This window comes from Ferrimonas sp. YFM, from assembly GCF_030296015.1.
GTDB lineage: Bacteria > Pseudomonadota > Gammaproteobacteria > Enterobacterales > Shewanellaceae > Ferrimonas.
Genome location: NZ_AP027368.1, coordinates 2143380 through 2167710, shown reverse-complemented (window position 1 = coordinate 2167710; position 24331 = coordinate 2143380). Strand labels below are relative to the sequence as shown.

21 protein-coding genes are annotated in these 24331 nt (G+C 53.6%); 9 read left to right on the top strand and 12 right to left on the bottom strand.

All coding sequences use genetic code 11. The features are described 5' to 3' along the window. Nucleotides 1–6: 6 nt before the first annotated feature. Nucleotides 7–792 (bottom strand): hypothetical protein, encoded by a 786-nt coding sequence (locus tag QUE41_RS10110; RefSeq protein ID WP_286342752.1) that lies wholly within the window; start codon nucleotides 790–792, stop codon nucleotides 7–9. Between the two features lie 337 nt (nucleotides 793–1129). Here QUE41_RS10110 and potA point away from each other — a divergent pair, with 337 nt between their 5' ends. The 4 genes from potA to QUE41_RS10090 are packed head-to-tail and all read left to right on the top strand — an operon-like array spanning nucleotide 1130 to nucleotide 4948. Next, nucleotides 1130–2242 (top strand): spermidine/putrescine ABC transporter ATP-binding protein PotA, encoded by a 1113-nt coding sequence (potA, locus tag QUE41_RS10105; protein WP_286342751.1) that lies wholly within the window; start codon nucleotides 1130–1132, stop codon nucleotides 2240–2242. Continuing rightward, on the top strand, nucleotides 2229–3089 hold the full coding sequence (gene potB / locus QUE41_RS10100) for a spermidine/putrescine ABC transporter permease PotB (protein WP_286342750.1): 861 nt from the start codon (nucleotides 2229–2231) through the stop codon (nucleotides 3087–3089). Before potA ends, potB begins: the two co-directional genes overlap by 14 nt. After that, a complete protein-coding gene (gene potC, locus QUE41_RS10095) occupies nucleotides 3082–3852 on the top strand; it encodes a spermidine/putrescine ABC transporter permease PotC (protein WP_286342749.1) in 771 nt (256 codons plus the stop codon). The genes potB and potC overlap by 8 nt, the downstream gene beginning before the upstream one ends. Nucleotides 3853–3904: 52 nt before the next feature. Further along, nucleotides 3905–4948, top strand: a complete 1044-nt coding sequence (locus tag QUE41_RS10090; RefSeq protein ID WP_286342748.1) for an extracellular solute-binding protein — start codon at nucleotides 3905–3907, stop codon at nucleotides 4946–4948. A 48-nt stretch (nucleotides 4949–4996) separates the two neighbouring features. Here the strand turns inward: QUE41_RS10090 and QUE41_RS10085 are convergent, their stop codons facing one another. Genes QUE41_RS10085 through QUE41_RS10075 form a run of 3 tightly spaced genes read right to left on the bottom strand, consistent with a single transcriptional unit; the run spans nucleotide 4997 to nucleotide 7213 of the window. After that, nucleotides 4997–5767 (bottom strand): hypothetical protein, encoded by a 771-nt coding sequence (locus tag QUE41_RS10085; RefSeq protein WP_286342747.1) that lies wholly within the window; start codon nucleotides 5765–5767, stop codon nucleotides 4997–4999. Between the two features lie 54 nt (nucleotides 5768–5821). Continuing rightward, nucleotides 5822–6265: a phosphate-starvation-inducible PsiE family protein gene (locus QUE41_RS10080; protein ID WP_028108576.1), complete on the bottom strand. Its 444-nt coding sequence runs from the start codon at nucleotides 6263–6265 to the stop codon at nucleotides 5822–5824. Between the two features lie 12 nt (nucleotides 6266–6277). Continuing rightward, entirely contained in the window at nucleotides 6278–7213 is a 936-nt protein-coding gene (locus QUE41_RS10075) for a universal stress protein (RefSeq protein WP_286342746.1), read from the bottom strand. A gap of 97 nt (nucleotides 7214–7310) precedes the next feature. On the opposite strand from QUE41_RS10075, the gene QUE41_RS10070 reads away from it, so the two are divergent. Then, a complete protein-coding gene (locus QUE41_RS10070; protein WP_286342745.1) occupies nucleotides 7311–8264 on the top strand; it encodes a LysR family transcriptional regulator in 954 nt (317 codons plus the stop codon). Nucleotide 8265: 1 nt separating this feature from the next. Here QUE41_RS10070 and QUE41_RS10065 read toward each other — a convergent pair whose 3' ends face one another. Both QUE41_RS10065 and QUE41_RS10060 read right to left on the bottom strand, forming a co-directional pair. Beyond that, nucleotides 8266–8571 carry a hypothetical protein gene (locus QUE41_RS10065; protein WP_286342744.1) on the bottom strand — a complete coding sequence of 102 codons (306 nt, stop codon included), beginning with the start codon at nucleotides 8569–8571 and terminating at the stop codon, nucleotides 8266–8268. A gap of 139 nt (nucleotides 8572–8710) precedes the next feature. After that, nucleotides 8711–9037, bottom strand: a complete 327-nt coding sequence (locus QUE41_RS10060) for a DMT family transporter (RefSeq protein ID WP_286342743.1) — start codon at nucleotides 9035–9037, stop codon at nucleotides 8711–8713. A 301-nt stretch (nucleotides 9038–9338) separates the two neighbouring features. Here QUE41_RS10060 and QUE41_RS10055 point away from each other — a divergent pair, with 301 nt between their 5' ends. Both QUE41_RS10055 and QUE41_RS10050 read left to right on the top strand, forming a co-directional pair. Next, nucleotides 9339–9965: a recombinase family protein gene (locus QUE41_RS10055; protein ID WP_286342742.1), complete on the top strand. Its 627-nt coding sequence runs from the start codon at nucleotides 9339–9341 to the stop codon at nucleotides 9963–9965. Nucleotides 9966–9979: 14 nt separating this feature from the next. After that, entirely contained in the window at nucleotides 9980–11188 is a 1209-nt protein-coding gene (locus tag QUE41_RS10050) for a multidrug effflux MFS transporter (RefSeq protein ID WP_286342741.1), read from the top strand. 62 nt (nucleotides 11189–11250) lie between these two features. Here QUE41_RS10050 and QUE41_RS10045 read toward each other — a convergent pair whose 3' ends face one another. After that, nucleotides 11251–13083, bottom strand: coding sequence for a C1 family peptidase (locus tag QUE41_RS10045; protein ID WP_286342740.1), 1833 nt, complete (start codon nucleotides 13081–13083; stop codon nucleotides 11251–11253). Between the two features lie 266 nt (nucleotides 13084–13349). Between QUE41_RS10045 and QUE41_RS10040 the strand changes: the two genes are divergently transcribed. Continuing rightward, a complete protein-coding gene (locus QUE41_RS10040) occupies nucleotides 13350–13991 on the top strand; it encodes an HAD family hydrolase (protein ID WP_286342739.1) in 642 nt (213 codons plus the stop codon). A 100-nt stretch (nucleotides 13992–14091) separates the two neighbouring features. On the opposite strand, the gene QUE41_RS10035 is transcribed toward QUE41_RS10040, so the two are convergent. Beyond that, nucleotides 14092–14679 (bottom strand): redoxin domain-containing protein, encoded by a 588-nt coding sequence (locus QUE41_RS10035; RefSeq protein ID WP_286342738.1) that lies wholly within the window; start codon nucleotides 14677–14679, stop codon nucleotides 14092–14094. Between the two features lie 256 nt (nucleotides 14680–14935). On the opposite strand from QUE41_RS10035, the gene QUE41_RS10030 reads away from it, so the two are divergent. Then, nucleotides 14936–16351, top strand: coding sequence for an aminotransferase-like domain-containing protein (locus QUE41_RS10030; protein WP_286342737.1), 1416 nt, complete (start codon nucleotides 14936–14938; stop codon nucleotides 16349–16351). 78 nt (nucleotides 16352–16429) lie between these two features. Here QUE41_RS10030 and QUE41_RS10025 read toward each other — a convergent pair whose 3' ends face one another. The 4 genes from QUE41_RS10025 to QUE41_RS10010 form a co-directional block, all read right to left on the bottom strand. Next, nucleotides 16430–17794: an ammonia-forming cytochrome c nitrite reductase subunit c552 gene (locus QUE41_RS10025; RefSeq protein WP_286342736.1), complete on the bottom strand. Its 1365-nt coding sequence runs from the start codon at nucleotides 17792–17794 to the stop codon at nucleotides 16430–16432. A gap of 1336 nt (nucleotides 17795–19130) precedes the next feature. Further along, complete coding sequence (locus QUE41_RS10020) at nucleotides 19131–21131, bottom strand: hypothetical protein (RefSeq protein ID WP_286342735.1); 2001 nt, start codon at nucleotides 21129–21131, stop codon at nucleotides 19131–19133. Between the two features lie 654 nt (nucleotides 21132–21785). After that, the gene (locus QUE41_RS10015; RefSeq protein WP_286342734.1) at nucleotides 21786–22907 is read right to left on the bottom strand and encodes a PIN domain-containing protein; all 1122 of its coding nucleotides are present in this window, start codon (nucleotides 22905–22907) and stop codon (nucleotides 21786–21788) included. Nucleotides 22908–23058: 151 nt separating this feature from the next. Next, nucleotides 23059–24330, bottom strand: a complete 1272-nt coding sequence (locus tag QUE41_RS10010; RefSeq protein ID WP_286342733.1) for a hypothetical protein — start codon at nucleotides 24328–24330, stop codon at nucleotides 23059–23061. Nucleotide 24331: the final 1 nt, after the last annotated feature.

Genomic DNA, 24331 nt, shown 5'->3' with positions numbered 1-24331 from the left:
ATCTCCTTAGGCCTCGAAGTGGCCCTTGCCGTCACCGTCGGTGGTGGTATCGGATTTAACCTCAGACTCACCATCGGGGACAAACAGGTGTTTGTAGAGCACACCCTTGAGCTGGAAGAAGAAGGGGATCATCCAACACAGCGCCACCAGAGTCACCACGGCGGCCAGCAGTTGAGTCATCCCATCGACGGCTTCACCCTGCGCCTGACCGCCCATCACCATGGCCAAAGGCCAGAAGGCGGTTACCAGTCCCAGCACCGCCAGGGAGTAGGCACCGAAGGCAGGCAGCAGATGTTTGAGCATCACTCTGCCACTGTCGATGATGGCGCGTATCGGGTTGCTTCGATTCATTACATAGTAGAGGTTTGACTGGCTGAGCAGCACCATCAGACCCAGTCCCAGCATAAAGAACAGGGCAAAGCCCAGCTGGCTCACCATGCCGGTCAGCAAGCTGATCAGCAGCAGCGGTGCAGTCAGGGGCAAAACCCGGAGCAGATCAGACGCACTGGAGGGGCGGCCCAGGGCGCGCTGCAGACCGATAAAAGCCAAGCCAGCTTCAACCGGCGCGGTGATCACCACCATTACCAGTTGCAGCATCATAAAGCCTTCAGAGGCGGACGCGTCCTCCACACTGATGGTCACCGGCATGCCCATGAGGTTTTCGATGATCCAGCGGAACATGAAGAACACCAGGGCCATTGCGATGCCACTGGCGACGGTGGCGTACAGAAGGGGGCGAATGTCTTGCCGGACCAGGGAAAAGGTCTCACGCAGGACGGAAACTAAATTCAAAGATTGCATTAAAAACGGGCGTAGCTCGCTAAAAACAACAGGTTAAACCAACATTATACCCGGGAATACCCGCCGGCGTAATCCCTGTTACAGCAAAGTTGCAATCCCTGTAAGCCAAGGTTCAGTAACCATCCTCAGATCTCCCCGGCAACCGGGCTGTTTCCAGAGGGGTTTATTGCACAGTGTGATCTGACGCACATCGTGACAATACACGTAAAATACCTTGGTTTTACAGTGAAAACATTACTTGGCGTTTTGCCTTTGAACCACTAGAATTCGCCGCCTTAATTTGCTTTTTTAACCCAAGCCGCACTGGCGCCTTGAACTGGAATCGCCCATGAGTCACTCCACTCAAGAGACCCTGGTCCGCCTGGACTCTGTTACCAAGTCCTACGACGGCAACAGAACCATCATAGATAACCTGTCCCTGGACATTTTTGACGGCGAGTTCGTTACTCTGCTGGGCCCCTCCGGCTGCGGCAAAACCACAGTGCTGAGACTGATCGCTGGCCTGGAAGAGTGCAGCATTGGCCGCATTCTGCTCGGTGGTCAGGAGATTACCCATCTGGGCCCGGAACAGCGCAACGTCAATACCGTATTCCAGAGCTACGCCCTCTTCCCCCATATGACGGTATTCGACAACGTCGCCTTTGGCCTGCGCACCGCCAAGGTGGCGGAAGCGGAGATCAAAGAGCGGGTCATCGACGCCCTGAAGATGGTGCAGCTCGATGCCATGGCACCGCGCAAGCCGGATCAGCTCTCCGGCGGTCAGCAGCAGCGCATCGCCATCGCCCGCGCCGTGGTCAATCGCCCCAAAGTATTGCTGCTGGACGAAAGTCTCAGTGCCCTGGACTACAAACTGCGCAAGCAGATGCAGATCGAGCTCAAGCAGCTGCAGCGCAAGCTGGGGATCACCTTTATCTTCGTCACCCACGATCAGGAAGAGGCGCTCTCCATGTCAGACCGCATCCTGGTGATGCGTGAAGGAGAAGTGGTGCAAACCGGCACCCCGAAGGAGATCTACGAGACCCCGGCCAACCGCTTCGTGGCGGAGTTCATCGGCGAGTCCAACCTGTTTCCGGCCAAGGTGCTGGAGCCCATGGATGAGCGCCACTACCGCTGCGACATCAGCGGCAAGATCTACCCTGTCTACAGTGAACAGCCCCTGGATGTGGGCAGCATGATCAACGTGCTGCTGCGCCCGGAAGATCTGCGCCTGGAGGAGATCCCGGCCGGCGGCGACAGCCAGTACCTCACCGGCACCGTCACCGAGCGTACCTATAAAGGCATGACTCTGGATTCGGTGATCGCCCTGGAGAATGGCCAGCAGATTCAGGTGTCCGAATTCTTCAATGAGGACGACCCCGACGTCGACCATAGCCTGGGCCAGCGGGTCGCCGTGACCTGGGTACCCAGCTGGGAGGTGGTCCTGCCCTATGACGGCCAGTAACAAGTTCAAGTGGTTCTCCATCGGACTCATCAGCCTGTGGCTGGTGAGCTTCGTATTGGTCCCCAACCTGATGGTGCTGGTCGCCAGTTTCCTTACGTCCGACATTCACGAACTGGTGATCTTCCAGTTCACCTGGGAGAACTACGCCCAGCTGATTGACCCCATCTACGCCAAAGTGGTGGGCTACTCCGTCTATCTTGCGGGCATCACCACCCTTTTGTGCCTGCTGATCGGCTACCCGGCGGCCTGGTTTATCGCCCAGTTCAGTCCCAGGGTGCGTGGCATTCTACTGTTTATGGTGATTGTGCCCTTCTGGACCAACTCACTGATCCGCACCTACGCCATCAAGATCATCCTGGGCACCCGCGGCGTCCTCAACTGGGGTCTGCTGGAGCTGGGGATCATCGACACACCGATGCGTCTGATGTACACCCAGACGGCGGTGCTCATTGGCATGGTCTACATCCTGCTGCCCTTTATGATTCTGCCGCTGTTCTCCAGCATCGAGAAGCTGCCCGGCAGCTACATTGAGGCGGCGCGGGATCTCGGTGCCGGCAAGCTGCGCATCTTCCGCACCATAGTGCTGCCCCTGACCCTGCCTGGGATGATTGCCGGCAGCCTGATGGTGTTCCTGCCCGCCATGGGGATGTTCTACATCTCGGATCTGCTGGAGGGGGCGAAGAACCCGCTGATCGGCAACCTGATTAAAGACCAGATCCTGGTGGCCCAGAACTGGCCCTTCGGCGCCTCTTTGAGTGTGGCCCTGCTGGCGATGATGGCGGTGATGCTGTTTGTCTACCATAAGGTGGGTCAGATGCTGCGCCGCAAGGAGGAACTCGATGTCTAAGTTTCTGAAATGGGGCTTCCTCGGCCTGCTGTTCACCTACCTGTATGCGCCCATCGCGGTGCTGGTGGCCAACTCCTTTAATGCCCACAAGTACGGCATCAAGTGGATGGGGCTGACCGGCAAGTGGTATCAGGCGCTGATCGACAATGCCGGCCTGATGGAAGCGGCCCGTCACTCCCTGACCATCGCCGTGTTCTCCGCCACCTTGGCCACCGCCATCGGCACCCTGGCCGCGGTAGCCCTGTTCCGCTACCGCTTTCGCGGCAAGATGGCCCTCAATGGCATGCTGTTTGTGGTGATGACCTCCCCGGACATCGTCATGGCGGTCTCCCTGCTGGCGCTGTTCGTCAGCTTCGGCGTTGCCCTGGGGTTCTGGTCCCTGTTGATGGCCCACATCACCTTCTGCCTGCCCTTCGTGGTGGTGACCGTGTTTGCCCGGCTCAAGGGGTTCGACAACGCCATCCTCGAGGCGGCCCGGGATCTGGGCGCCAGCGAGTGGCGCATCTTCCGCAAGATCATTCTGCCCCTGGCGGCCCCGGCCATCTTCGCCGGTTGGCTGCTAAGCTTCACCCTCTCCCTGGATGACGTGATCATCAGCTCCTTCGTGACCGGCCCGGCCTACGAAATTCTGCCGCTGAAGATCTACTCCATGGTGAAGGTGGGCGTCTCCCCCGAGGTGAATGCCCTGGCCACCCTGATGCTCATCCTGTCGCTGCTGCTGGTTGCGGTGGCGCAGTTGATACTGAAAAGAAAAACGGCGTAAGCTTCGCTTGCGTAATATTTACCAACACCGTTGATTTGAGGAAACAAAAACAATGATCCGCACCCTGGCTAAATCCGCGTCTGCTGCGCTTATCGCCCTGTGCAGCTTCGCCTCCCAGGCGGCCAACGACGTTGTCTACTTCTACAACTGGTCCGAATACATTCCAGAGGGTCTGCTGACCGAATTCGAGAAAGAAACCGGCATCAAGGTGATCTACACCACCTACGACTCCAACGAAGCGATGCACGCCAAGTTGAAGCTGACCGGCGCCAAGGGCTACGACATCGTGGTGCCCTCCACCTACTTCGTGGCCAAGATGCGCGATGAAGGCCTGCTGCAGCCCATCGACCAGACCAAGCTGAGCAACTTCAAGCATCTGGACCCGGTGATGCTGGACAAGGCATACGATCCCGGCAACCAGTACTCCATCCCCTACGTGTGGGGCGCCACCGGCATCGGCATCAACACCGACTTCGTCGATCCTGCCACCATCACCGGCTGGAAAGATCTGTGGGATCCCAAGTGGAAAGGTCAGCTGATGCTGATGAACGACCAGCGTGAAGTGTTCCACATGGCCCTGCGCATCCTGGGTTACTCCGCCAACTCCACCGATCCCAAGGAGCTGGAGGAAGCCTACCAGTACCTGAAGAAACTGATGCCCAACGCCCTGGTGTTCAACTCCGACACCCCTTCCCTGCCCTACATGGCCGGTGAAGTGTCCCTGGGGATGATCTGGAACGGCTCTGCGTTCGAGGCCAACAAGAACGACCCGGCCATCACCATGATCTACCCCAAGGAAGGCGCCATCTTCTGGATGGATAACCTGTCCATTCCTGCCGGCGCCGAGAACGTGGACGCGGCCCACAAGCTGATCAACTTCCTGCTGCGCCCCGACGTGGCCGCCAAGGTGTGTGAAGAGGTGGGCTACCCCACCCCCAACAAGACCGCCAAAGGGATGCTGGACCCAGAGTTTGCCAACAACCCCATCGTCTACCCACCAGAGGAGGTCATTAAAGCCGGTGAGTTCCAATCTGATGTAGGCGAAGCGGTGCGCATCTACGACAAGTACTGGCAGAAGCTGCGTACCGGCAACTAAGCCGCTCGCCCTCTGCACAAGACAACGCCGCTGTTCAGCGGCGTTTTTTTATGCCTGTCTGGACCGCCTGAGCCTGAGCATCAGCAAAATGAAGTACCCGCCCAAGGCCGCCAGCAGGTGCTTCAGCGTGTGGCCGCTGATCCCGCCTGCTGTGACCCGGAAGATCTCCAGGTCATAGAGTTCAGTCACCTTGGCTGCCAGGTAACAGCCGAGTGCGGCCAGCAGCAGCCACTGATGGGAGTGGCCGCTGGGAAACAGTGCCACCAGCACAGGAATGATGAGCAGGGGCAGCAGCTGAATCCAGATATAGAGCCAGAGATCCCCCCACCAGTGCCAGTAGCCAACCGACACCACCCCCAGCAATATTGCCGGGACCAGAAGGGCGCTCAAACGCCCATGCAGGTGCTCCGTCATCAGGGTGGTAAACAGCCCCATAAACCCCACAGCCATGGGCAGACGATCCCACACCAGAGAATCATTGGTGGGCTGCCAGTGGTAATAGCCCGACCCTAAACCCACCAGCACCAAGGCCGCAAACATGATGGACCAGGCTGCATGGCTTGCCCCCAACCGGGCTCGGATGCAGTGAGCCAGGCCGAGGACGCCAACCAGGGAAAACGCCAGGCTGGACAGAACGTCGAGGCCATGGGGCACCCCGAGCATCACTCGGGTATCGGCAAAGTTGTGATAAGCCCGGTCCTGCTGAATCGGCGCCAGTGCCACCAACAGCACAAGGGGGACCAGCATCACGGCGGCCAATACCCCGAGCCGCCATGGCTGATGCTGTGCACCGGGTCGGGTCGGCTCTGTCGTTGCCATAACACCTCTGTTGTTGCCAACGGCTGACCCGATAAGTATAGAGTTCGGCGCCCCCTACTCCTCCAGATGCTGCTTGCGGGGCAGTTGATGAATCAGCCAGTAGGCGACGCTCATGCCCAGCACCACCACACCGATGGCAAACACGTACATGACGTCGGTCTGCTCCATATCGATGATGATTACCTTACGGGCGATGGCCATCAGCGCCGTGGCCATGACAATCTTCACGTGTATCACGTTCTCCCTCAGGTAGATGGTGATGTTGATGAAGATCTCTATGGCAATCAGCACCGCCATAAAGGCACCGAAGGTGGCCAGCATGTCTGAGATGGTCAGGATGAAGTATGGCGGCGCCATCAGCTTCTCATACAGAGTCCAGCCAACGTCGATCACCCCCATGACAATCACAAACACCATCAGAATCGACAGGGCTCGTACCGACCAGTGGATGATCCGTTGCAGTTCAAACTGCATCCTGTCCTGGGGATCGATCTGCATCTGCATCTCCTGTTACTCCAACACCGGAGAGTGGAACCCCTCAGGCTTGATGGTGAGCACCGAGCAACGAACGTTGTCCAGCATCCGTTCGGCGGTGTTGCCCATGATGAAACCGGAGAGATTGCTGCGGCACAGGGTGCCCATCACCAGAAGTTCCACCTTCTCCCGCTCCACCAGGCTGGGGATCTGGCTTTGGGCATCCCCCTCGGGCAGCGCCAGGCTTACCTTGTTGAGGCTCAGGCCCAGTCGCTCGGTCAGCGCCTCCAGCCTCAGCCGTCTCTGGTACTCCTCCTCCTGAGCCACCTTGGCGATCTCCGTGTCGTTGTACCTGGCCCAGCTTCTCAGGTAACCCTCCGCATCCAGCTTCCAGGCGTGGCAAATACGAAGTTCGGCGTCATAGTGTTCCGCCAGCTCCTTGGCCTTGGAGATGATGCGCTCATTCAGATGCACCACCTCAAGATCGCTGCTGACCACATCCACTGCCGCGGCAATGCGCCTGACCCCCTGACACAGGCAGGGCCTAGCCACCCACACAGGCACATCCGATTTACGCATCAGGTGCCGGGTGGTACTGCCGTACTGGCAGGTCGACGCTTTGTGACTGCGAGAGGCATCCAGACCGATAACACTGGCGTTGATGCTGGACGCATACTTGATGATTTCGATGAAGGGCTTGCCACTGAGCACCTCAATGTGGACCCGAAGCTTGGGGTGCTTGGCGGTCAGGGAACTGGCGATATCGATCAGCTGTTTGCGCTGCTCCTCAATGGAGCGCTTGAGCAGATCCAGCAGTGAGATGTTGCCCACACCCAGCATCTGGAACTGTTCAACCACCGACAGCAGCCGGACTGTTTCGCCTGTCTTGTCGGCAAAGGACACCAGTTCATCCAGCGCTGGGCTGGGGGTCTGGCCAGGGGCGATGGGGATAAGAATATTGGTTCGTGCCATGGTTCTCTCCAGGTTGCGCCTAACTGGAGGTCACTATGCACCGGCTCAAACATTAACTAAACTAAATGTTTTACATGCCGAACATAGGCGTTTATCAATGCCAAAACTGGAACTGAGTCAACAGTTGATGATCCGCGGCGTCAGCCTGCGTCAACTGCAGGTGTTTTTGGCGGTGTACCAGCACCACTCCATCACCGAGGCCGCCAAGCGCCTGCATCTGACCCAGCCGACGGTCTCCATTCAGCTGAAGAAGCTCAGCGAACAGCTGAGGACCCCTCTGTATCAGGTACATCACAAGAAGATGGTGTTCACCGAAAGTGCGGCCATCCTCGCCAATTATGCCGGTGAAATGCTGCGAAATGCTGAATTGCTGGAGATGGAGCTGGCCAACCTGAGGGAGCTGAAATCCGGCACACTGAAAATTGCCGTGGTTACCACAGCCCAATATTTCATTCCCCACATAGTCGGGCCCTTTCTGCAGCAACACCCCTTCGTGGATATGCAGTTGACCGTGGTGAACCGCCAGCAGATTCTTGAGCGTCTCAACCGGGGGCTAGACGACATCTATGTGGTCAGTCACCTGCCCGAGTCTCCACCCATTCACAGCCAGGAATTTTTAGAAAACCCGCTCTATCTGGTGGCCGAAGCCCATCACCCCTTGATGGCTCATCCCAACTTGAAACTCAAGGACATCGCCAACGAGCCCTTTATCCTGCGGGAGCCTGGGTCAGGTACACGCCTGGCGTTGGAGAAGACCCTCAAGGAACTGGGTGTCCAGCTCAACATAAGGATGGTGATAGAGAGCAATGAAGCGATCCGGGAGTGTGTGGCAGCCGGGCTGGGGGTGTCCATACTGTCTGAGCATGCGCTCAAACTGGGGAGCGACGACAGGCTAAAGATCCTGCCGGTCAACGAGCTGCCCATAGTCACCCACTGGCACTTCGTCTGGCCACAACACAGAAACACCTCCATCGTGGCCCGCGCCTTTATCGACTATCTGGGCAATGACTATCTGGCCCCCCACTCGCAGATAAGCGCTTCGTCACCTTAAGCTACACCTTCCTCGCTTTCCCGAATCCATAGTTATGGTGGGCCAAGGCGGTGCCCAGGGCACTCATCAGGCAGAGATAGGGAATCCATAGCAGCGCGATGCCATTGAGCACATCCGGTTCGGTCAAAACCAGCAGATTGAACATGAACAGCGCACATGAGGCGCCCATGGCAACCAGATAGGCGATTCGCGTCTTGATGAAGGCCCCGACCAGGGCGCCCGACACCATGCCCACAGCGGCCAGTATCAAAGAGCTCTTCGGTTCGGCGAAGGGCAACATCAACATCAGAAAAAGTAACGAATCCATGTCGGCTCCAAGGAAAGTCGCCGCCTCAAACCCTAGGCAGCTGCCAAAAGCCAACATAGTGGGCGTTTGGCTTAAACGTCAACCCGGTTGATAGCGGCACGGGGGGATCACCGCCCGGACGACCCTCGCTGCCCTGCCCCTAGTGAGCATGGCCCTGCCCCAGGTTGACCACCAAGACACCGGCGACGATCAACCCCATCCCAATCCAGGTGGTCAAATCCAGGTGCTCCTGATACACCAGCATGGAGAGCAGGTTAACCCCAAGGATCGCCAGCGCCGCCCACAGGCCATGGACAATCCCTACTGGCACCCCTTTCATAGCGAACGAGAGCGCCACAAAAGCGCACAGGTGACCTAACCCCACCAGGGCAATGGCGCTCGGTTTGCTGAAACCATCGGTGGCTTTCAGCGCCACATGGGACAGCGCCTCTGCGGCCACCCCCAAAAACAAAAACAGCCAGTGCATCTCTTTGACCCCTTCAATCCTCGAAAGGAGCACAGTGTATTGCCACCAATGCATTTGATAATCCGGCCAATAAGCAAATGACTGTTTCCCTGTTGGAATAATAGGGCCTCTTATCCCACCGAACCTTGCGGGCCAATGACCTGCCCTGCACCGAGTACTCCTAACCCGAAAATCTGATTGCCCAATAATTCAAACCGTTACACTTCAGCGTTAACTCAATGGCTCATTTGGTGTTGAAAAGATTAATGAACCGGCGTATATTTATGACCCAATACACTTTATGAGCCAACCCTGAGAGACCATGACCGTCTATCTCTACACCCGCTTCTCTCCCAAAAACCGCGCCTATCAGGAACACCTGGACGCCCTGACCGCGGCCCACCCTGGCGCCGAACATCGGGCCGATGAAGTCAAAGGCTTCGTGCCCCCCTTTGAGCGGACACAGTTCAGTGAGCTGTTTAACAGGCTTAACAGCGGCGACACCCTGGCCATCTGGTGGCTGACCGTATTTGGCCGTGACTTCTGCCAGGTACTGAGCACAGTCAACCGGTTGCTGGAGAAAGGGGTCACCCTGGAGCTGCATTGTCAGCCCCTGCGCTTCGAGCCCGGCAGCCAGCAAACTCAGACCCTGCTGGCGTTGTTGACCGGCTATGACCAGGTGCAGACCCAGCACAGGCTGTTTGCCGCCGAACAGGCGCGCACCGCCATCAAGGAGGAGCCCGAGCTGTGGCAACAGAAGTTTCGCGGCCGTCCCGCCGACAAGGCGAAGCATCAGGCCATCGCGGCCCTGCTGCTGGAAGGCCACACCCTGCAGAGCGTGGCAAAGCAGTGCGATGTCAGCCTGTCGACCGTCAAGCGGGTAAAAGCCAAACTGAGTGACATAGACGATGACGGCGGCCTGAGACGGCGTGGTAAATCTCCCCAATAAACCGGAGACCGATATTGAGACAACCCTTTAAGTTCCGAACCATTCTCCTTGCCTGCCTGATCATCAGCGTGGGCCAACTCAGCATGGGCCTGGTGTTCCCCTCCCTGCCCTGGATAGCCAAAGACTTCGACGTCTCCCTGGAACAGGCCCAACTGCTGGTCAGCTTCTACCTGCTGGGCTTTGGCCCGTCACAGTTCCTCTACGGCCCCATCTCCGACGCCCTGGGGCGCAAGAAGGTGCTGCTCACCGGGCTGTTTATCGCCATACTCGGCCTGCTGATCATCGTCTTTTTCGGCCACTCCTTCAGCGCCATGCTGGCGGGGCGCCTGCTTCAGGGCCTGGGCACCGGCTGTTGCGCGGTGCTGGCCCGAGCCACCACCACCGACCGCTTCGATGCCGACCAGTTGCCTGTGGCCCTGTCCTACATCGCCATGGTGGCGTCCATTACCCCATTGATTGCGCCGGTACTGGGCGGCTTCATCAATGTTCATTTCGGCTGGAGCATGGTGTTCATCTCCCTGCTCGGCTACGTGTCCCTGGCCTGGGCAGTTGTCGCCCTGAGGTTCACCGAAACGGTAGAGCAGCGCTCGGCGGTCCCCTCTGCCAGGACCATGGTGAAGCAATACCGTGAGCTGCTGGGTTCCCGATACTTCATGAGCTTTGCCAGCATCGGCTGGCTGAACTTCAGCATGATGATCACCACGGTATCCATCATGCCCTTCATCATGCAGAACCAGATTGGCATGCACTCGGATGAGTACGCCATGTGGGCGCTGATCCCGGCATTAGGGATGCTGGCGGGCACCAGCCTGTGCAACCGGCTGCGTCCGGTCATCGGCACCCGCAGAATGCTGATGTGGGGCCCGGCCCTGCACGGGGTCTCGGCCATCTGGCTGTTCTTCTGCCCGGTGGAGCCGCTGTACCTGATGCTGGGGCAGTTTCTGATGATCCTGGGGAACGGCATCTCCTTCCCCTGTGCCCAGGCGATGGTGATGCAGCCCTACCGCCACCAGGCCGGCACCGCCGCCGCCCTGTCCGGAGGCGGTCAGATGGTGGTCTCCTCCATCGTCAGCCTGACGCTGGTGCAGATGGGCCTCAGTCAGGCCTGGCACCTGTCACTGGTGATGGTGGTGTTCGCCGGCATTAACCTGCTGAACATTCGTCGCGGTTTTACCACTCCGGTGGCTCAACTGACCTCAACCGGCGCCCTGGAGAAGCTCTGACAGCCCGTTAGCAGACTCAGGTTGTATCAGCCGCCGGTCCGCCCGGCGGCCACAAGAGCCCTTCAGTAATCCAGGCTCTCTTTGGTGAAGGGGGGCTCGGGGGCCTGGCCCAGAATCCTCTGCAGTATGTCGTTCATGGTGTTGGGATCGTTATCGAAGCCGCCGTGGCTGGTGCTGGCGCTGCGCCCCGCGGATTGTCCCTGGCTGATGACAAACTCAACCCTGTCGCTCTCAAGCTCAAGTTCGCTTTGATAACGGGTCATGCCGAGCAGTTTGGCGCACTGCACAGGTTCGAAGGCGCGGGACACCAAGTACAGCAAGGACTTTCGATACACCAGGGCCACGTTGTCATCCAGCTCCAGTTGCTCGCTGAGGTTGTACACCGTCAGCTCCCGAACCTTGTCCCGGTTCACCAGGGGCATCAGGTTCTGCTTAAACAACGCCTGGGTCGCCGCCGGCGCCATCAGGCTGCAGCTGGCGATCTCCAGCTCGTCAGACAGCTGACACAGCCGCGGCAGCAGATGGCTGTGGAGTATCGCCCCGGTGGAGTGGCCGATGACATGAATCTTGGGGCGCACCGGCAGTTGGTTGATGTGATGCAGCAGCGTCTCAAGTGCGCCGCTGCCATCGGCCTCATCGTCAATGAAGGGAGCGAACGCACCGGCTTTCATCTCCCGCCACAGCGCCCGCCCCGGACGCCGCGTCAGCCGTTCGATGCGCTTATCCAGCCAGTCGCTGAACCCTGAGGCCACCTTGTCTGTGCGCTCCTGCTTGCCCAGCACCACATCCTTGATCTCCTCCATCAGACCGGTGTCGTACATGAAGTGGATGGGATAGATGCCGTTAGCCATCCAGGTGTGCTGCATCGCCGCCACCCGCCGGGCAGAGGCCTTGGTGCTGTTCAGGCCACCGTGGGCGTACAACAGCAGATGCGGCTGCTGGCTGCGGCGCAGCGACTGGCCGATAAGCTCAACATGGTTGGCGTTGCTCCAGTAGCGGCCCTCCTGGTCGTAGCTGCCATCGTCGAAGTGGATGAAGTGATTTTCAATCTCCTGCCTGGCCACACTGCCCAGGGTGGCACGGCGATCCGCCCGAGAACTGGTGCCGGTCTGGTTGCGCAGGCCAAACAGCTGAGGAGTCGGCAAGGCAAGCTGCACCACCCAGGCATCCATCAGATTCTGGGCCCAATCCTCATACTTCCACAGGGCAAGGCCGCCCTGCCCCCAGCCCGTCTCGCCCCAGGAGTTCTGAATCCAGAACCCCTTGGCGTTATACCCGACGATGGCAAAGGCGTGACCGCCGGATTGCGTGAGATTGGTGTCGGGTATCACCATCTCGTCGTCTTCGTCCCGCACCGGAGCGAGCCAGCCCGGGTGGACCCGAGCAGAGGCGAAGATCACCCCAATCTCGTTCAATGCCGCATGGAAATCACTGATCACCGGCCTCAGCCGGTAATAAGCGCCCAGGGTACGTTTGCGGGCATCTTCCAGCATAGGTGCATCAAACTCATAGCGGTCAAAATCCGGGCCCTGTGCGCCCGTCATGTTAATGTCCAACTCTTCAAGGCAGACCCCGGAGTTCTTCCAGCCCTTGATGGCCCCTCGGCAGCTTGAGCCCAGGTAATCCTCGCCGGGCCAGCGGTCGAAGCGCCGGGCCAGGTGATAGAGCATGGCGGGGCTGACCCTGTCGCTTTTCTGCTGCTGGCGATAGAGCAGATTGATGGTGGACGCCAGGCCGTAACCGGTGCAGGCGCCCTCCTCCCCTTGAGCCAGGATGGTCAGCTCCTTAGGTGGCGGCATCACGGGTTTGATGGGTTGCAGGCTGGGTTCGTAGTAGCGATCGCGCAGATCCGGTGCATCGGCGATGGCATTGAGAATGGGGTATTGTCTGGACATAGTCTGGCTCCAATCCTTGGAAATAGAGGTACTGAGTAAGGGTAGCCACGCAGGCTGGCATAGGACAGTGCGCGGCGGATGGACTCACCATAATCCAGTCGCCTGCGAAAAAGCTTTGCCCAGGTCAAAAAAGGCGACACTGGCAAACAAAGGCTTCAACCCAAATAAAGCCCGCCTCACTGCAAGCTTTTCAAAAACGGCGCGGGGTCGATGCCATAAGCTGTGGCATAGTGCCGCCCTTCGAACAATCTGTGCTGTACCCCACCATGACTTTTCAAGCCGCCATATTTGATATGGATGGTCTGCTTCTGGATACCGAGCGCCTGTGTATGCGCATCTTTAAGGAAGCCTGTGCCGTCCAAAACCTGCCCTTTTTTGAAGATGTATACCTGTCCATCATTGGGCGCAACTCCGTAGGCATTGAGCGCATCTTTCGCAAAGCCTATGGCGATGACCTGGACAGACTGGATGCAGAGTGGCGGGTGCGATACCACGGCGTGGTCAGAAATGAACCCATCCCCATCAAGGAGGGCGTGGTGGAGTTGCTGAGCTGGCTCAAATCCAACGACATCCCCACCGCCGTGGCCACCTCAACGGTGAACGACGTAGCCAGGCGCAAGCTGGAGTTGGCCGGGCTGGACAAGTATTTCGACGCGCTGGCCACCGGCTGTGAAGTGAAGAACGGCAAACCCGACCCGGAGATCTTCCTGCTGGCCGCTGACCGCCTGGCGGTGAACCCGGCCAGCTGTCTGGCCTTCGAAGACTCCAACAACGGTGTGCGTTCTGCGGTGGCGGCCAATATGATCACCTACCAGATCCCCGACCTGGTGCAGCCCGACGATGAAGTGCGAGCCCTGGGCCACAGAGTAATGCCGTCCATGGTGCAGGTGCTGGAGTCATTGCGCTAAGGCACTTTAGTGTGAATGTCTGGTTGAGGGGGGCCGCAGCTCTAGCTGCGGCCTGTCAGTCTCGGGCACAACATTAAGTGCCCAGTGAGCCGACCTGATGTCAGTCGAAGGTGCCCCGAACCGGGTAGTTTTTATCGCGGATAAAATCGATGCCACTTAGCAGCACATCAATCTCAGGCCGGGCGAAGGGACCATTGGAGATGTCGAGTATCTGAACCTCGTTGCGATCGTTAATCACGAACACACCGGGCTCGGAATAGAAGTGGTTGGTCTCCCCCGTGGAGAGGGGCCGGGAGATGTACAGGCCCAGCTCACGCATCATGTCGACGGTTAAGCCGTAGGTCACCGGGTAGTTCACCTTAAGCTCCATGAAGTGCTCCAGCGCCTGCGACTCGTTGTCGGCAGAGGCCGCCACAATGTCCACGCCCAGCTTGGCGAAATCTGGCTTAGCCTCGCCCAACTTCTTCAAATAGCGGGTGCACATCGGGCAATGACCACCGCGATACACCACCACCATTTTCCAGTTGGTCCTCTTTTCCGGTACACCTAGATTGATTCTACCGCCGCCCAATTTAGGCAGTTCGATAGAGGGAAACTGAGACCCGCCTTTGACCTTCTTTGACATCATCACCTTGTCGTCCCCCTGACTCATCACGCATGAAATCAGATCGGTTTTTTCACTCGTCATACGCTCGCAACACCCAGACATCGCCACTCAGGGTACCAACGCCGGCGGATGTGCGAGCCTTCCGTCTCCTAGACCTGATGAACGTGCACCCAATGCAAGAGCTACACCCGGCCTGGAGAGGAAACAGTTTGGATTCTAGGGGCATAACAGAAACCATAATAGATACAAAAGTGGCGCGTTTATGCATAACAGATGACGTCTGAACTGGTATGATTCCGACTACCCGCTTGAGAGTGATGATGAGAGACCGGCGTCAGTGAAAAAGTACGAGGAGCTCATAGAGCAGATCCGCACTCAGATCCAAAATGAGATCTGGCAAACCGGAGAGAAACTCCCTTCCCTGAGGAAGCAGGCCGAGCTGTCAGGGGTGAGCCTGATGACGGTGGTGCACGCCTATCAGGTGCTGGAGAGTCAGGGGTGGATCGTGTCCCGGGCGCGATCAGGCTATGTGGTTGCCCCCAAGATTGAAAGCAGCGAGTCGGCGCCTTCCCATGAGCCGGTACAGAAGACCGAGTCGGTGGACATCAACGACTTTGTTTTCGAGGTGCTGCAAGCCAGTCGCAGCCCCAACATCATCGATTTTGGCAAGGTGTACCCGGACCCGACCCTCTACCCTCGCCAGCACGTCAACAAGTCGCTGATCAATACCGCCCGTACCCTGTCGACCTCCAGCGCCATGGATAACCTGCCCCCGGGTAACCTGGAACTGAGGCAGCACATCGCCAAGCGCTATGCCGCCCAGGGCCTGGCGGTGCACCCGGATGAGATTGTGATCACCACAGGCGCCCTTGAGGCGCTGAACCTGAGCCTGCAGTCGGTCACCCAACCGGGTGACTGGGTGGTGATCGAGTCCCCCACCTTCTACGGCGCGCTTCAGTCATTGCAACGGCTAAACCTAAGGGCACTGTCCATCAGAACCCACCCCTCCGACGGCATCGATCTGGAGTCCCTGGAAGACGCCCTGCAGACCCATCAGGTGAAAGCGTGCTGGCTGATGACCAACCACCAGAATCCCATGGGCTTTACCCTGTCGGTGGAGAAGAAGAAACGCTTGATGGCGCTGCTGGCCAAGTACGATGTCTACCTGATTGAGGACGATGTCTACAACGAGCTCTATTTTGGCAGTGACAAGCCACTGCCCGCCAAGGCCTTTGACAGTCACGGCAAGGCGCTGCACTGCTCGTCGTTTTCCAAGTCCTTGGTGGCGGGGTTTCGTATTGGCTGGGTGGCGGCGGGAAAGATGGCGGTACCCATTCAGAAGCTGCAGATGATGAGCACCCTCTCCACCAGTGCCCCCATCCAGATGACCCTGGCCTCCTACCTGTCTACCCGCAACTACGAGCGCCACCTGCGCCAACTGCGCAGAACTCTGGAACAGAGAAAATTCGCCACTTGGCAGGCGCTGCGCAATCACCTGCCCGCCGAGGTCAGCATCAACTGCACTGAAGGCGGCTACTTCTTATGGCTGGAGCTGCCTAGGGGCCTCGATGCCACCGAGCTCTACCGGCGGGCTCTGCAAGAAAACATCTGCATTACTCCCGGCGAAATGTTCTCTGCGGGCGATTTTCACAATCACTGTTTTCGCCTGAATGTGTCGTTCGAGCTCACCGCCGCCAGGATGAACGCCATCAAGATCTTGGGCGAACTCATCAGAGGCATGCTGGCAACCTAAACAAAAAAGGACGACCCGATGGGGTCGTCCTTTGGCTCACTGCCCTTAAAGGGCGTTACGTGCTTTCAGAGGGAAAGATTAAAACTGAACCTTGATGGGCCACTCTTTCTGTACGCGCTCTTCCAGGAATTTCTTCTTCTGCGCGTCCAGCTTGGCTTTGTCCAGGCCAACCAGAACCTGGGCTTTGGCCTTGGTGGAGTAGTCAGGGAAGCTCACTTTGGCTACGCCGTGCTTGGACAGGATGGTCTTCAGCTTGGCGCGGGCGTCTTTACCAATCTTCTTGGCTTTGGCCAGCTCTTCCAGGGCAAGCTCTGGGTTGTGAGCGTGGATGCCGTGAGAGGCAATGGCGTAATCCCAGTACCACTGAGCGTGACGGATAAGCTTGAGCGCATCCTTCATTTCCGCTTCGGTGGCACCGGCTTTCCAGGCTTCACCCGCTTCGAAGTGCGCCTTCACGATGACATCTTCAGCAGCCAGCTGAGCCTTGTGAATCGCTTTCTTGTTCATGGCGATAGTGTCAACCAGCTCGGCCTTGGTGTCGTGGCAGTTGGAGCAGGTCTGGTCGAAGTTGTCGATGGCGTTGCCAACGTTGTGCTTGGTGAACTCTTTGCCGGACGCGCTTTCAACCTTAGGCATGTGACAATCGATACAGGTCACGTCCATCTCGGCGTGTACTGTAGGCTGCCAGGTTTCCCACTCTGGGTGCTGAGCTTTCAGCATGGGGGCCTTGGAGATCTTGTGAGTCCAGTCTTTGAAGTTCAGGGCGTCGTAGTAGGCCAGCATGGCATCTGGGTTCTGACCGCCGTTCCAGGGGAACTTCACTTTCTTGTGGTCGGTACCGTCGAAGTAGTATTCCACGTGGCACTGGGCACAGGTCATGGCAGCTTGAATGTTCGCTTCCTGGTCTTCAAACTTCTGACCGGCGGCAGCAAAACCACGCATGGCGAAAGGACGGGCCGGAGTGGGCTTGCCGGTTTCGGCGTCGTGACAGTCGGCACAGCCTACGTTGTTGCCAATCTCATGACCGGTGGCGCCCCACTTCTTGTCGGAGAAGTTGGCCTCGCCAATCTTGTCGTACATGCGACCCAGGTCCGGAGTCTTACAACCCCAGCAAGAGGCCGGCATTGGGCCTTCGGAATCGGTCATTGGACCGCCGGTACGCAGGCTGCGAGTCAAATCAGCAACCGCGAACTGGTGACCGCGAGGCTTGTTGTAGTCTTTGGCAAAACCATAGCCGCCATACAGAATCACGATCATAGGATCGTGCTCCAGAATGTCGCCCTGCTCAGTGGACTCAATGGTGGAGGCCCAGGAAGCGTACTGCTCAGGGTACTTGTCTTTCCAGGTGATGTTGTTGGCGTCTTCTGGCGCGTTCTTCGCCAAAGCAGAGCCGCTGATCACGGCAATGGCAACGGCTACAGCGAGTTTGTTTAGGTGTTTCATATCATCCTCTCCGAGGTTTTTCTTATCTCTCGGGAGAAATCATAGGGAGGTGGGAAAACTGCAGGCATACCCCTTTGGGGGTATTGGCCAGGAAACCGATTTAGGATCACCTTATAGGCCACTTTTTGCTGAAATCAGTTTGAGTTTTTGAAAAAGTTTACTGTCGACGGCCCAGAATTTAGACAAGGAAATCGTCACGAATTTAGAGAACAGTGCCAACCTTTCATTTGGCTAAGGAGCCACTCTTTCGCAAAGGCAGTCCGAGCCTAACTCACATACAATCAATATGTTAGGTAGACAGTCGTGGCACAGTGATATCCCCTTCATGTATATCCGTAGTAAGCCCAGCGATGCAAGGAGCCAGAACTCAACGAATCAATTTTGAAGACACAAGCGACCACCACTGTCCCCGTAACTGTCCCCACCTCTCCTTCTAACACGGCACTTGCACAGAGCAATCTCTTGAGCAATCGAGTGCAGAGACATCAGAGTAATTAAGGCTGTCACCTTATTCATACTTTGAGCTAGAAAAGAACCTGCATATTCCTGCGGTTATCGATCGCCACGATGTGACTGTAGAAAGTCTTACACTACAGGCGAGCAAACGACTAGATCGCTTCAATGTGGGCACTACACTAACTAGGCTAGGCATTGTTGCTTAGCATTCTAGAGGACACGAGCATGGGAAAATCTAGTCGTGGTCCAGTCAGCCCATCAAGGCCAGGAGGTAACTGGCCTAGTTCAACCGGAAGACCGTCCAGAGGAGGAAGGGGAAACGCCCCGGCTAAAGGCAAGTAAAGGCTCGGAGGGCAGAACTAGCCCTCCATTTGTACAACAAAAAGCTGATAGGAAAGCCTACTGAGCAAGGTGCTTTTAAATCCTATATTTAGTCATTATATACAACGACTTAAATCAGATACTCGCGATTTTGAACGAAAAAATAGGAAAACATGGGGATAATCAACACGTTGTTTCCGCTTCCCTACTCTCGTCATCAGCCGACTTACCCTGGCGACCGCAGCACGTGCCAAATGATCACTGCTAAAGACAGACATTGGGCAACAATTAGGACCAGTAGATTGTCTGCAGCTATCATCGGGTTAAGGTGACTATCAAACATCACATCGTACATTAGAGATAGCTGAAACTGCATCACAAAGAAACTACCAAGCAGGAGCATACGTATTAACTCAAATGCCGACATGCCGCCACCTGAATACATCCAAGTCCCTTGGGGCACTCCCCTGTAACCATCGGTAAATCGAAAATCTTTATAAGTACTGAAAGTTACAATAAGTGGACTTGAATATCAGAAAAAGGGATTTCAAAGGGCTATTTACCTCTTTAACTTTAAGAAATTTCTTACCGCCCAGTCATATTCGGCATACCAATCCTTTGAGCCAGTCGTAATGTTACGAGTTAAATCTATTCGTCTGCCAAAGTCTTCATTACCAGTTACATCTTGCAGCAATTTAAGAAGTTGCATCACACTGAAAAAACGGCAATTGTTTAGGGCGATGCCTAAGTTTGGGTGTTGATATGTATCATGTAAACCCAGCTTCATATACTGGTCATTGAGATCCTGGAGTAAAGAGTTTAATTTTGACAATTTGTATTGTTGATCAGGATCTTCCGTATTGAATTCTCGTCCTAAAAAGTATCTCAACCTTGTTGATGTGCTAATTGAATCTTGCATTGAATTAAAATCGAATACGCTAACCGCAATTCGTTCAATATCACGGCCATTTAGATCTAATTGTGTACCATCCAAAAATGAGATAATCTTCTGATGACGAAGGACTGCTTCATGAAACCCTGTTTGTTTTAAGGCATGGAAGACCGAGTCGGCTAAATCACTAAGCCCATCAACCAAAACACCTTGACGGGATGGGCTTGATAGTGTTTTCCTTTTCAACTCAATAAAGTAGATTTTATCGTTTGTTTCCACTATAAAATCACATTCATAACGAGCCTTTTTTTCCTTAATCTTGAAAGCCTGTCGTGTTGAGGATTCGAGTTTATAACTTTTACTGGCCATGATCTTCATACCCGAAGTCTGACAAGCGTTTGTAAGTACCCGCTCAGATGCAAAGCCAACTTCTGGCTTGTTTTCGGTCGCCAAATAAAGTTGATGATAAAATCCAAAGCTACTCAACTGCTGATTAACGAATAAGTATCCTTCTTTATGCTTAATAAGGGGCTTTTCATGAGCATTCCGTTTGCAAAACGGACTCATGAATTGAGAGTTGATTTCTTTAGGAGAAAACGAAAGTTCACATAGCGCTTGCTGTATCGCTTGACGGGAAAAACGCCCAGTGAAATATGTATAGGCATCCTCTACTTGAAAAAGCAAACCATTTTTGGGCGAGACTTGGCTAAAGCAAAATTGCATCAAGGCTAAATAAATTTCAACCTTCTCTGAGCTAATCTTAAGTTTTGGGTTTGTGAAAGTATCTGATGTAAGCTGATATAAATGATGTGGGTCGAATTGATCTAATCCATAGATCTGGTCAGCTAGGATATCTTCTTGAATTGACTCCAGATTCCGTTGGGAAGTTGACCCCAACATTGCGTACTTCTCTGGAAGCAGGTTAAATGTGCAGCAGTAATTTCTGGCCAGTTCTATAGCCTCTCCGACCCGGCGAATAGCCTTGCGCTTGGCAGCACCAGAGACTTTTTGGGGTGAGGTGTGTTTAAGAGTCAGTGAAAAAAGATACCCCCAAGGGACGGGAGGTTCATCATACCAATCTATATTTGGCGCAGATCGGAAGCGGTACCGACCATCGGTATCTGAACGGATATTAGCCAGCTGATTTTGCAACACATGAATAGCCACTGACGAATTGAGTCTGCAGTCAATAGCAGCGTTTAGGCGCTGAGCCACTTCATCTGACCAGTTGATTCGCCCGCGTACCAACTGTGACTCGAAGCCCTTCTTAGCTAGGAACTCCCTTGCCTTACTTAAGGCTCGACATCTACCGTTCATATGAATATCTTGTTCAGACTGTAAACGGTGTTCCCAACCGGACACTTGACGTAACAAAGGCCTTGCTTGTAACCAGCGACTTGGAGAATTAGTGAGTGAACTACGATGTAGGCCAATGTAACTGATGCATTCAATTACTCGCTTAGCGTCAACAATACCTGCATTACCAGAATAAAAGCTTAACTTAAGATGTTCCTGGATCGTTAAGAAATCGTCTGGAGTAATTTCATTTCCCTGTAGAAGGCTTTTAATCTCCTCCTTCAGACTGTTTGGCATATTATGTATTAACTTGTCCGGTTTTATACACCAATCACTCTGAGGGTTTTCTAGGGCTGAGAGTAGTAAATCCATGAAGCGACCTTGACTAAACACAACGTAACTTCACACATATTACCATGCTTTTCAGTAAGTTAAACAAATTACTCTTAACTTTGTGTTGCGACTTCAATACACTGCATCGGCTATTCACTGGCAACGCTGTCACTTGTCGTTTTTAAGTTCTAGAAGTGCATGAAGGTATGGAAAGCTGCAAATCGCACTGAGTGGACTAGTAAGTAAAACGGTACAATCAACGATTGAGAGACATCAATTGCTATATACCGACTAAACGAATTTAACACCCAAAAAGCCAACAAGGAAGACAGTTGCAGTGATCAATTCCATAACCTAACAAGCACAGTACGCAACATGCCTAGTGCCAAAAGGCTAATAGACACAGCCGAATACGAGGGTCAACTAATGCCAAGAAATTCTAGACTGACGCCAATAAAGCAAACCCACGCCACCTGTTGACCACACGTAGCTCGTCCAATCAAATGTGCCTATTGCCGACCAAACACTAATCGAAAACAGATTTTCAAACGAATCAGCCCCCAAGTCTCGTCAGTTTTTGCCATATTATCCTAATGCTTATCATGCCCTATAAAAAAGATGACGCCACTCTTAGCATTGATGTCGATAGTTGTTACCCCCTTTGACTTTACGAGCAGCATCCTATTATGACTTTTAGTCATGCTCACCATAATCAGGCTCAATCGTACCAAAATCAACTATTCCGATCGGGTTTACAACCTCCACTTCCTCTACCTCTAGCTCATCTATAGAGCCATCAAAGTCACCGGAGACAGTGATCAAGATTTCAGACTCAAACTCTTCAACAGCCGTAACCGTTACTCCACCCATATATACATGGTCTCGATCAATTGAGTCATATACTGAAAGCGAGAAATCACCTTCTGCCTCTACAGTGATATTGGCGAGGGCCTCAAGAACTATCCAATCACCATTTTTATCAATTATTCTTAATTCATTACTTACCAACTCAAAACTCTTGAACCATCCATGGCAGCCATCTGGTTCCCAATAGAGAAAAGAATCAGCCTCTTGATCTGGGGTAAAGCCATCAAAAACAAACTCTAATTCAGACTCGATCGCTGCTAAGAAATTATCTGCGGTATCTTCAGCTAACGCCTTTTGTAATTTTGACAGCATCGCATATGGCGCATTTTCCCTGTTGAAACTGGCTAAGCCCTGTGACAAATCTTCCTCATAATCAATGTATTCACTTGAGTGGCAATAGTTTTTCCAATCTCCATCTTTAGCAATAGCTAATACACTAATTCCATTTTGTTTAGCCCAAGCTTCAGCAGCCATTAGAACGATTGCATCGGGAAATTCATTTTTCTTTTTGCCGGTTTCTGCAAATGGAGGATGATTAGAGAAATAGCTAGTTAAAAGCCCTGAGACTGATACGTAATCTCCACTACTTAGAACAAGGGCACCTGTAGATTCAATAAATCTTTGGATTCTGCGTTCTGCAAGTCCTTCGACCTCCCTATTTTCAATAAGAAGCTGCCTAGCGTCCGTAAACTCTCCACCTTCCAAAAATAAGTGATCTCCGGCATCATTGAGTGCCTTTTCTAATGAAGCCATCGAAATCTTCATTTTGTTTTTCAGATGTTTTTCAACTTCATTTTTTATTACATCCGGAAACAGATATTCTATTGGACTATTTTTGAATTGAGATAATTTGCTTATTAGGCCTTTCTCTAATCGTAAACCATTACCATCAAAGATTGATGTGTCGACTAAAACCGCTCCATATTCCTTTTCAGTTCTCTCAGTCATTGATTATACTCCATCACACAAAGTAGTAAATCCTGGCATAACTGATATCACACCGTAATAGTTAGATTACGTATCGTTAGTAGTGTCTGCACTATCCCAATCAACTTCACCTGCCTTGCTCGAGTCCATGAGAGATATCCTAACCCTGAAATTAACTAACACATCGACAAGTTGTCATAATAGATTCGATGTTGAACGCTATAGGGTGCGCTTTTTTAGCAAGAACAGTTCCATATATCAAAAAGCTTACGATGGCTACTGTTACGACAATTAGTACCTTTCTAGCTTTACTAATTGATTTTCTCGCCGAATCAACTAAACCTTTAAGCTCGCCTATAGTTAACTTTGCCTGCTCCCTAACTGATGATTTTTCGGCAATAGTATTATACGGTTTAAAATCATGTTCTATTCGCCTTTCTATGTATTCAAAATGGCGATCATGCACACGTAAACCCTCCCACGCAAGAAAAACTATGCAAGCCAATCCAAACAACACAAGTAACAAGTTCTCAACACCAAATTTGAACCTCAAAGCCGCCAAGACCATAGCAAATGTAGGGACTGCATATATTCTTAATTGACCGGAAACTACAATTCCATTAATTTTTTCGACATAATCAAGGTTTTGGGAGTTTATTTCACTCAACGTTTTATTAACAGAAAATCGCTTTACAAAAACATCATGGTGGTCTTCGTATTTCTCAAGTAAAGCTTTTGATTTATTGAGAACCTTTATAAATAGGTTCTTATCACATATTGTCTCTTGCAAAATATCTTGCAATGCGGATAACAAAACCTTTTTTCTTTCATCATCCTGAGCGTCACCAACCAAAACCTTTCGCTTAAGCTTATCTAAGGCTGACTTAATTTCATCTTGACCATCTATTTCTTTAATTGAAGACGCAGTAAATACAGGCTCTAATTTAAACTTCTTTGAATCTCCTTCTTTATTTTTGATAAAGAAGACCATTCCATCTTTTCCCGCAGCCGCCCCTGACTCTGGGTAGTTATGCTCAGAAACACTAGATAAGATATCCCACAAAGTTAAAGCGCACGAAATTGACAGCACTTCTCCATTCGGATCGCAACTATTGGTACATATTAAGTTTTCTCTTCGGTCATTTATGTAAAAGCAATCAGGTATACATTTTATATTTCTGACATCATTTATAAATGATTGTATAGACCAAAATACCTTTCCAACTGCCCAATCCCATTGTGCCTCATTGATCGAGACAGTGATAGTATCCCCATGCTCCCTGTAGGTGCGCAGATTAGCTGAGTAGCCACTTCGACTCAATAAATCCGAAACTACCTCTCTATCACCTTTAGCGATTGAAAACTCAATCCTTCCTGAATCAGTTCTACTCACTGATTTAGAACTTTCTAATAGCTCGACGAGTTTGTGGTTTAGTTGAATCATT

Bases quoted from the DNA above. Each gene is read 5' to 3' on its own strand.
- potA (WP_286342751.1), top strand. From the start codon at position 1,130: ATGAGTCACTCCACTCAAGAGACCCTGGTCCGCCTGGACTCTGTTACC.
- potB (WP_286342750.1), top strand. From the start codon at position 2,229: ATGACGGCCAGTAACAAGTTCAAGTGGTTCTCCATCGGACTCATCAGC.
- potC (WP_286342749.1), top strand. From the start codon at position 3,082: ATGTCTAAGTTTCTGAAATGGGGCTTCCTCGGCCTGCTGTTCACCTAC.
- QUE41_RS10090 (WP_286342748.1), top strand. From the start codon at position 3,905: ATGATCCGCACCCTGGCTAAATCCGCGTCTGCTGCGCTTATCGCCCTG.
- QUE41_RS10085 (WP_286342747.1), bottom strand. From the start codon at position 5,767: ATGGCAACGACAGAGCCGACCCGACCCGGTGCACAGCATCAGCCATGG.
- QUE41_RS10080 (WP_028108576.1), bottom strand. From the start codon at position 6,265: ATGCAGATCGATCCCCAGGACAGGATGCAGTTTGAACTGCAACGGATC.
- QUE41_RS10075 (WP_286342746.1), bottom strand. From the start codon at position 7,213: ATGGCACGAACCAATATTCTTATCCCCATCGCCCCTGGCCAGACCCCC.
- QUE41_RS10070 (WP_286342745.1), top strand. From the start codon at position 7,311: ATGCCAAAACTGGAACTGAGTCAACAGTTGATGATCCGCGGCGTCAGC.
- QUE41_RS10065 (WP_286342744.1), bottom strand. From the start codon at position 8,571: ATGGATTCGTTACTTTTTCTGATGTTGATGTTGCCCTTCGCCGAACCG.
- QUE41_RS10060 (WP_286342743.1), bottom strand. From the start codon at position 9,037: ATGCACTGGCTGTTTTTGTTTTTGGGGGTGGCCGCAGAGGCGCTGTCC.
- QUE41_RS10055 (WP_286342742.1), top strand. From the start codon at position 9,339: ATGACCGTCTATCTCTACACCCGCTTCTCTCCCAAAAACCGCGCCTAT.
- QUE41_RS10045 (WP_286342740.1), bottom strand. From the start codon at position 13,083: ATGTCCAGACAATACCCCATTCTCAATGCCATCGCCGATGCACCGGAT.
- QUE41_RS10040 (WP_286342739.1), top strand. From the start codon at position 13,350: ATGACTTTTCAAGCCGCCATATTTGATATGGATGGTCTGCTTCTGGAT.
- QUE41_RS10035 (WP_286342738.1), bottom strand. From the start codon at position 14,679: ATGACGAGTGAAAAAACCGATCTGATTTCATGCGTGATGAGTCAGGGG.
- QUE41_RS10025 (WP_286342736.1), bottom strand. From the start codon at position 17,794: ATGAAACACCTAAACAAACTCGCTGTAGCCGTTGCCATTGCCGTGATC.
- QUE41_RS10020 (WP_286342735.1), bottom strand. From the start codon at position 21,131: ATGGATTTACTACTCTCAGCCCTAGAAAACCCTCAGAGTGATTGGTGT.
- QUE41_RS10015 (WP_286342734.1), bottom strand. From the start codon at position 22,907: ATGACTGAGAGAACTGAAAAGGAATATGGAGCGGTTTTAGTCGACACA.
- QUE41_RS10010 (WP_286342733.1), bottom strand. From the start codon at position 24,330: ATGATTCAACTAAACCACAAACTCGTCGAGCTATTAGAAAGTTCTAAA.